This window comes from Candidatus Eremiobacteraceae bacterium (genome assembly GCA_035314825.1).
Taxonomy (GTDB): Bacteria; Vulcanimicrobiota; Vulcanimicrobiia; order Eremiobacterales; family Eremiobacteraceae; genus JAFAHD01.
The window spans coordinates 69,929-78,010 of record DATFYX010000071.1; the positions used below are offsets into that span (position 1 = coordinate 69,929).

Consider the following 8,082-nt stretch of genomic DNA (forward strand, 5'->3'; position numbering starts at 1 on the left):
CTGGCGCGGGAGTAGAATCCATCAATCGGGAGGGTCGACGATCAACGCTGGGGTGCCGGATGAGACGCTGGTGGCGCTTATCCTCCAGGGAGATTCGAGCGCATTCGCGCCGCTGGTCGAGCGGCACAAGCGGGGCATCGTCAACTTCCTGTATGGCACCGTCCGATCGACCGAAGACGCAAACGACCTCGCCCAGGAGACCTTCATCCGCGCCTACTCGCATCTTGGAACGTTCAACCCGCAACTCGCGAAGTTCTCGACCTGGCTCTACCAAATCGCACGCAACGCCGCGCGCACGCATCTCGGAAAGGAACGTCGCCGCCCGCAACATGAGGAGCTCTACGAAGATGAAACTCTGGAGCAACGGCTCCCGGACACCCGGCGCGAGGCTTCGCCCGACGCGATGATCCTCGCCGCAGAAGAGCAGCAGACGGTGCGCAGCGCCCTGCTGACGGTCCCCGAGAAAATGCGGATGGCGCTCTCCTTGCGCTACTACCGGCACATGGAATACCAAGAAATCGCTGACACGATGGGCGTCTCGCTGGGAAATGTGAAGACGCTGATCCATCGCGGCAAGGCGTCGCTCGCGCGCGCCCTCGGCCGCTCTCGTCGATCGCCGATAGGCGACTCACATCAAACGCAGGAGGTAGGCGGACGTGAACTGCTCTGCCTGTGAAGCGCGTCTGGCCGCATATCTCGAGGGCGATGCGTCGCCCCGCGATGTGCAGCTGATCGAGGCGCATCTGAACGGCTGCCCGAGCTGCAGGGCGCTGATGCAGGATCTGCACGCGGTCGAGATCCGGCTCGAAGGCCTGCGCGGCATCGAGCCGCGGCCGGACTTCACGCTGGGCGTGATGGCCGCGGTCGCCGCGTTGCCCGTTCCGAAACCGGCGCGGCTGCGCGTGCGCTGGCTGCTCGCCTACGTCGCAGCGGGCTGGGCGCTGCTCATCGCGCTGACTGCGGCGCACGTCATCAACTGGCAGCACGCGTTTGCGGCTGTCGCTACCGAATTCGGCAAGGCCGGTGTCGCCGGATCGACGTTAGTCGACGTCGGCACCAGGCTGCACGTGCCCGCATACGCCGCCGGTGCGCTGGGGATCGAACTCCTGGTGCTTGCGGCCGGCGCAGTTGCGCTACGCCATTACCTCCCCCGGCTGTCCGGGTGGATCGCGGGGACCCAGGCGATATGATGAACGTACGTGTCGGTCGAGTAAACTCGACCGCTCCATTAGGTCGAGCGAACTCGGCCGCTCCATGGGCCGCGCTGTTGGTGCTCGCGCTGCTCGTGAGCGGGCCGTCAATGGCAGCCGCCGGCAGTGGCCGCTACAGCCACGGCGACGTCGTCGAGTTTGGAAGCGACATCAACATCCCGGCTGGCCAAGAAGTATCGGGCGACGTCGTCGATTTCGGCGGCAATGTGGCCATCCACGGCAAAGTGCACGGCAGCGCCGTCGTTTTCGGCGGCGATCTGCACATCTATCCGGAAGGGGCGGTCGAGAAAGACACCGTTTCGTTCGGCGGCGAGATCATCAACGATTCGACCTCGACCCCTCCGAAGACCAAAAAACATCAGCGCGTCGTGCCGCCTCAGGCGGAGACGCCCGCACCGATGATGTCGATGCCGCCGGAGGACGCCGCGCCGGAGGTGCCTGCCGCGCCCGAGTCGCCGGCCCATGCGTGGGCCGTCAGAGCCTCGATCATCGTGCCGGATCTGCTCTTGACCTTGCTCGCGTTCTTCCTCTTCCCGCTGCGCACCAAGAACGTCGAGGAATACCTCGTCGCGCAGCCGCTGCTGGCGGTTTTCCTCGGCGTCCTCGCGCCGTTCTTCCTCGTCTTCGTGCTCGTCGTGCTGGCCGTGCTGGTCATAACGATTCCGCTGATCCCGGTCGCGCTGATCGCGTTCGTGCTCGCCTATCTGATCGGCAAGGCCGCGATCGCTGCGTTCCTCGGGCGCCGCTTGCTCGAGGTCGCCAAAGTGAATGACCCGCAGCCGCTTGCCATCATCGGCACCGGCCTCGGTGTCATCCTGGTCGTCACCGGCTTCACGCCGACATGGTTCGCGGTCATCATGTTCTCGGTGATCGGAGCGCTGGCCACCGGCGCCGCACTGGTGTCGTTCATGCGCACGCGTCCGGGCCTGCTCGGCGTGCAGGGCACGCCATACGCGACGGTGCCCGCGCCGGTGGCGACGTTCACGCCGCCGTCAGGACCCGCCTCGGGACCGCCCGCGATCCCGCAATAGGCTATTCGAGGTTGTTCAGCAGCAGGCTGTACATCAGCTCGAACTGCTTTTCGTCGACCGGCTGCGAGTCGTTCCAAGTCGCCGACACGCAGTACGTCTTTCCGCTCCTGCTCACGACCTGCGTCGTCAGGTTGAGGACACCCGTCTCGGAGCCGCCTTTGTAGGCCACGCGCGCCCAGCGCGCCGGATCCGCAACGCCCGGATTGATGCTCATCAACGGCAGCGCCGCCACCTTTCCCATGAGCGAACACAGATCGCGCGCGCTGAAGAACCATTCGACGTCGGGCGCGGCGATGCGGCCGGTGAAGATGTCGATGCTCGGCAGTGGTTTAGATGTGAGCGTTTCCAGCACCGCGCGCCGCGCTGCCACGTCCCCCGAGCGCCAGCGCGCGAGCAACTGCGCATTGGCCGGATCTTTGAGCTGAAACGCTTCGCGCGTGGTGAGAAACGGCGTGTCGCGCGGCGGCGCCTCCGCCTCCACGGCGGAACGGCCGACCGTCCGCAGCGCGAGATCCGCGGCCGTGTTGTCGCTTTGCGAGATCATCAGCGCGGCGACGCTGTCGAGCGTCAGCGGTGAGCCGTCGGGCCAGGTCTGCAAGACGCCGGTCGGCAGGCTTTTCCAGCCCGCCCGGATGGTCACGATCTGCGCCCACGACATCCGCTTCGCCTCGACTTGCTTCTTGAGCGCGGCGAGCACCGCCAGTTTGAAGGCCGATCCGACCGCGAGCGGCTCGTCCGCATTGATGGCCTGCGTCACCGTCGTGCCGGCCTCGATGACCAAGCCGACCTTGCCGCGCAAGGCGCGAAACGTATTGACCGCGCCCGGCAAGTCCTTGACCGTCGTTATCGGCTGCTTGAAGTACAGCGCCGTGATGCGCCCGGTGGAATCGAGGGTGATGTACGTCGGTACGCTCGCCTTGGCGAAGACCGTCGAGAAGTGATCGCCTTCGGGGCGCACGTCTTGGTAGGCGCCCAGCTGCGATTTGAGCTGGTCGACCACCGACTGCACTTGCGATGCCGGCGCCTGCTGCAGCAACGACTGGGCGAACCAGTCCGGATCCACCCGGTCCGAGGTGAACAAGCGCGCGATCGCGGCCTGCGGCGTGATCGTGTCGGCCGCCGCAGCCGAGACGAGCGCGCAGGCCACCAGGAGCAGCGACAGCGCGCGCTTCACGGTCAGCGCGTGATCCCGAGATCCTTGTAGAAGGCGTCGTAGTTCACGTCGCGTCCGAGGAAGTTGCGCAGCAGCTGATCGGGCTCGATGCTGCCGCCGGGCTGCAAGATGTCCTGGCGGTAACGCGCGCCGACCACTGGATTCTCCAGCCCGCCCTTTTGGAACACGGTGAACATGTCTTGGGCGAAGACGCGCGACCACAGATATCCGTAGTAGCCGGCGTCATAACCGCCCATGAGATGGCCGAAGCTCGCCTCGGGAATGGTGCCCGGGACGGACGGGAGGGGCGTCATCTTCTTCTTCAAGGCGAACCATACCGACGTGGCGTCGATCGGCGGTGTCGAGCTGTGGATATTCATGTCGTACGTCGCGTAGAACGCCTGGCCGGTCCACGCATAGCCGTCGGCGACGTGCTTGAGCGCGACCATCTTGTTGATCAGGTCATCCGGCAGCGGTTTGCCGGTCTTGACGTTGCTCGAGACTTCTTTGAGGATCGCGGGCTGCCACATCCAGTTCTCGAGCATCTGCGAGGGCGCTTCGACGAAATCGCCGCGCACGGCCGTGCCGTAGTACGTCTCGTAGGGCGCCGTCGAGAGCGTGCTGTGCATCAGATGTCCGAACTCGTGGAAGAACGTCACGACATCCTCGTGGCTGAGCAACGCCGGCTTGCCCGGAGCGCCGACCGGCCAGTTGCCGATGATCGACGAGATCGGCATCTGCCACGAGCCGTCGGGCAAGACGCGTCCAGCCCGCAGCGGGAAGTTGGCGAAGTGATCGTACTTGCCCGGCCGCGGATATAAGTCCAAAAAGAACCAGCCGATCGGTTTGTTGGTCGCGTTGTCGCTGATCGAGTACTCGAGCACGCCCGGCGCCCACGCATCGGCGGGGACGATCGGGTGGAACGTCACGCCGAGCAGCTTTTGGTAGATGCCCATGACGCCCGGCAGCACCTTGTCCACCGGGAAGTACTCGCGCACGACCTCTTGGTCGAGCGCATACTTCGTCTTGACGAGCTGGTCCTCAAAATACGGGTAATCCCACGCTTGGAACGGCTGCACATCTCCCGAACCTGACTTGAGGCCCTTGAGGACGGCGATCTCCGCATTCGCTTTGGGGAGCAGCTTGGCGTCGATCTGCGCGAGGAACGCGTCGACGCGCTGCGGGGTTTTCGCCATCTTCGCGTCGAGCTGATACGACGCCCAGTTGGAAAAGCCGAGCAGATGCGCGAGCTGGTCGCGGACCGCGACCGCCTGCTCGAGCCGCTTGACGTTGGCGTCGCCGCCGCGCGTGAAATACGCCATGTAGAAGCGCTGGCGCGCGGCGCCCAAGCGCTCGTTGCTGAGGAACTGAACGTACGTGCTCTCGTTCACCGGCACGCGATACCCGTCGCCGGAAGGCTTGAACGTCTGGACCATCGCCGGCGGCAGCGAGGCGGCCTCTTGTTTGTCGATGACAATGGAAGACGTGTCTTCCGACAGCGTCCTGCCGAACGCGAGCTCGAGGTCGTTGAGCTGATTGAATAATTTGGTCGTCTGGGCGCGCGTCTCCGGATCAAGACCGGCTCCGGAACGCCGTCCGCTTTCCATGTAGAGCTGGGCGAGCTTGCGGTCTTGCGCGTTGGTGGCGGTGGCCGCGCCCAACTGCGCCATGGCGTAGATGTACGGGTCGGACGAGAGCTCGACTCCGAACTGGGCTTGCTTCTCGTCGCACGCCGTCGACGCGTCGCGCACGTTCTTGTCCACCGAGATCTGCGACAGGACGCCCTGCGCGACCAGTGCGTCGTTCATGTCCGCCATCGCGTTCTCGACCGCTTTGATGCCGGTGTTGAAGCCGGCTTGGCCGATCGGGGTGGTCTCGATCTGCTTGATGGCGGCTTTCGCTTTTTGGATCGCCGCGTCGCATGTGGAGTTGATCTGATCGGGCGTCAGATTCCAGTTGACCCCGGTGTCAGCCGGCAGGAGCGGACCGCTCGGCGCGGTCGCGGCAGGTGCGCTGCTCGCGGCAGGCGAGGCCGCCGGTGCGGTCGTCGCAGCGGAGGCGGCAAGGGGAAGTGCGCCCGCGAGGAGCGCGACGGCAAGCATGGCCGCCGTGACGCGGTGACGGATGTTCACAGATGTTTCCTTTTTCTACGCCGTGGCTTATGAAGCCCTAAAGATATAAGTGCTGTGGGTCCAATACGTCGCGCAGCAGGTGAAGTTCCTCGGCCGTGGGCGCCGGCACGGGCTCTAAAGCGGCACAAATGCGCAGCGGCCAACCGACTTTCTCCACGACCTCCTGGGGATCGATGCCGGGATAGACGGCAGCCAGCTCGAGCTCTCCGTCTTGAGGTGACGGCCGAAGGATGCCGACATCGGTCACGATGCGCAGCGGTCCGCCGCCGGGCAGTCCCAACTCGCGCCGCGTGCCGTACTTGCCCGCGTGACCGGGCGAGGTGTAGAAATCGACTTCCGCCGGAAATGAACGAGCCGACAAGGGCGCCACCACGATCACGCGCTTGGCATGCACGGCGATCTCGCACGCGCCGCCGCTGCCCGGCAGGCGCACCTTCGGTTTGGCGTACGGTCCGATGACGGTCGAGTTGATGTTGGCGTAGCGATCGACTTGCGCCCCGCCCAAGAAGCCGACGTCGATACGCCCGCCTTGCAGGTAGAATTGGAAGACGTCGGCCATCGACGCGACGCCCAACGAATCGGTCACCAGCGCCGGATCGCCGATCGAGACCGGCAAGCGTTCAGGCACCGCACCGACCGCGCCCGACTCGTAGACGAGCACGAGATTCGGCGCGTGCGTCGCGCGCGCGAGATTGCACGCGAGATTCGGCAACCCGATGCCGACGAACACGACATCGCCATCGGACAGCTCGCGCGCGGCGCGCACCGCCATCAGCTCGCGGTTGGAATATGTGCTCCCGCGATCGGAATATGTAGTCCCGCGCTCTCGAGCGCGGGGGGATTCAGAAGCCGTAGTTGACTCCTTCGCACACGCGCGGTTTGGCGGACAGCCGCGCGACGACGTCTTCGCCCAATTTGTCGATGTACTCAGCGCGGCTGCCGACTCCATAGACCCACTCGTTGAGCCACGCCTCAAGGCTCTTTGCGTCGCGCGAGATCGCATCCCAGGCGACATAGAAATCGTTGTCGCGATCGTAGTAGCCTTGCGCGTACGACGGGTGCGCTCCCCACGGTTCGCAGACCACCGCGTCGACGATGAACCCCGGTATGATCGTGCGGTTTGGGTCGGCTCGAATCACCGCTTCGGGCACGATCTCTTCGACGACCACGATGACGCGCGACGCCGCGAACGCCGCCTCTTTCTGCACGCCGTACAATCCCCAGATCTGCGCGGTGCCCGAGGAATCCGCGCGCTGCGCGTGCACGATCGCGACGTCCGGGTTGAGCGCGGGGACGGTGGCGAGCTGCTCGCCGGTATACGGGCATTCGATCGTGCGGATGAGCGGATTGGCCAGCGGCAGATCGCTGCCGCGATAATCGCGCAGCGGCCAAAACGGCAGCTTTGCCGCCCCCGCCGACAAGCGCGCCACCAGTCCGAAATGCGAGTATTCCTCGAGCTCGAGCGGCCCCGGCTGCGCGCTTTCCACCGCGCGACGCATGCCGTGCAGCGAACCCACGCCGGGGTTGCCCGCCCACGAGAAGATCAGCTTCTTCGCGCAGCCGGCCGCTATGAGCTGGTCGTAGATCAGATCCGGCGTGAGGCGCGCGAGGGTGAGATCCCGGCGCTGCTGGCGGATGATCTCGTGCGCCGCGGCGAAGCAGATGAGATGCGTGAACCCTTCGATGACGACCGTGTCGCCGTCGCGCACGAAGCGATTCACCGCTTCGCGCATGTCCATGACCTTCGGGCTCGCGAGGCTCAGGCTCAAGCCGGCACGCGCAACTCCGTGAGCGCCTCTTCGAAGATACGCAGGCCGGTGGCGACGTCTTCCTCGTCGATGACCAGCGGCGGCGCGATTCGGATCGTGCTCTGTCCACAGCCCAGCAGCAGCAAGCCGCGCTTGAACGCCGCCAGCTCGAGTTGATGGACGAAGTGGTGATACACTTCTTTGGTCTTGCGATCGGTGACGAATTCGACGCCCAGCATCAGACCGGCGCCGCGCACGTCGCCGATGACGTCGTGTCTGGCGGCCAGCTTGCGGAAACCGGCGAGCAGCATCGAACCCATGCGCGCCGCGTTCTGCATCAGGCCGTGTTCGACTAGATCGAGCGTGGCCAGCGCGGCGGCGCAGCACACCGGGTTGCCGCCGAACGTGCTGCCATGGCTGCCGTGATCCCAGGTCATCACCGATTCGCGCGCGACGATGGCGCCGATGGGCATGCCCGAGCCGAGGCCTTTCGCGAGACAGATCACGTCGGGCGCGACGTCGAGCAATTCCGCCGCGAACATGCGCCCCGTGCGGCCGATGCCCGTCTGCACTTCGTCGTAGATCAGCACCGCGCCGTGTTCGTCGCAGAAATCGCGCCAGTACTGCAAGAACGCGCGCGGCGGTATCACGTAGCCGCCTTCGCCTAGGATCGGCTCGATGATGACCGCGGCGATCTCGTCCTGGCCGACCCGCTCGCGGAACAGCCGCTCCGCGGGCACTTGCCAGCAGTCGCAGCCGTCGGCGCACTCGGCGGCGCTCCGGCCGAGCGCGCAGCGATACGTGTTC

General features: G+C 65.5%; 8 protein-coding genes. 3 read left to right on the top strand and 5 right to left on the bottom strand.

Annotated features, from left to right (window positions below; all coding sequences use genetic code 11):
• Positions 1-70 precede the first annotated feature (70 nt).
• From VKF82_09905 to VKF82_09915, 3 genes are read left to right on the top strand one after another with little or no spacing between them, the layout of a single operon-like run.
• On the top strand, positions 71-676 hold the full coding sequence (locus VKF82_09905) for a sigma-70 family RNA polymerase sigma factor (GenBank protein HME82378.1): 606 nt from the start codon (positions 71-73) through the stop codon (positions 674-676).
• On the top strand, positions 657-1,190 hold the full coding sequence (locus VKF82_09910) for a zf-HC2 domain-containing protein (protein HME82379.1): 534 nt from the start codon (positions 657-659) through the stop codon (positions 1,188-1,190). Before VKF82_09905 ends, VKF82_09910 begins: the two co-directional genes overlap by 20 nt.
• Positions 1,187-2,242 carry a hypothetical protein gene (locus tag VKF82_09915; protein ID HME82380.1) on the top strand — a complete coding sequence of 352 codons (1,056 nt, stop codon included), beginning with the start codon at positions 1,187-1,189 and terminating at the stop codon, positions 2,240-2,242. The genes VKF82_09910 and VKF82_09915 overlap by 4 nt, the downstream gene beginning before the upstream one ends.
• 1 nt (position 2,243) lies before the next feature.
• Here VKF82_09915 and VKF82_09920 read toward each other — a convergent pair whose 3' ends face one another.
• The 5 genes from VKF82_09920 to VKF82_09940 all read right to left on the bottom strand — a co-directional run.
• Positions 2,244-3,416 (bottom strand): serine hydrolase, encoded by a 1,173-nt coding sequence (locus VKF82_09920; GenBank protein HME82381.1) that lies wholly within the window; start codon positions 3,414-3,416, stop codon positions 2,244-2,246.
• A gap of 2 nt (positions 3,417-3,418) precedes the next feature.
• Positions 3,419-5,527 (bottom strand): M3 family metallopeptidase, encoded by a 2,109-nt coding sequence (locus VKF82_09925; protein HME82382.1) that lies wholly within the window; start codon positions 5,525-5,527, stop codon positions 3,419-3,421.
• A 37-nt stretch (positions 5,528-5,564) separates the two neighbouring features.
• Positions 5,565-6,299, bottom strand: a complete 735-nt coding sequence (locus VKF82_09930) for a CoA-transferase (protein ID HME82383.1) — start codon at positions 6,297-6,299, stop codon at positions 5,565-5,567.
• 70 nt (positions 6,300-6,369) lie between these two features.
• Positions 6,370-7,296: a CoA-transferase gene (locus tag VKF82_09935; protein ID HME82384.1), complete on the bottom strand. Its 927-nt coding sequence runs from the start codon at positions 7,294-7,296 to the stop codon at positions 6,370-6,372.
• Positions 7,293-8,082 (bottom strand): aminotransferase class III-fold pyridoxal phosphate-dependent enzyme (locus tag VKF82_09940; GenBank protein ID HME82385.1); only part of this gene is annotated, 790 nt, incomplete at its 5' end. The genes VKF82_09935 and VKF82_09940, both read right to left, overlap by 4 nt.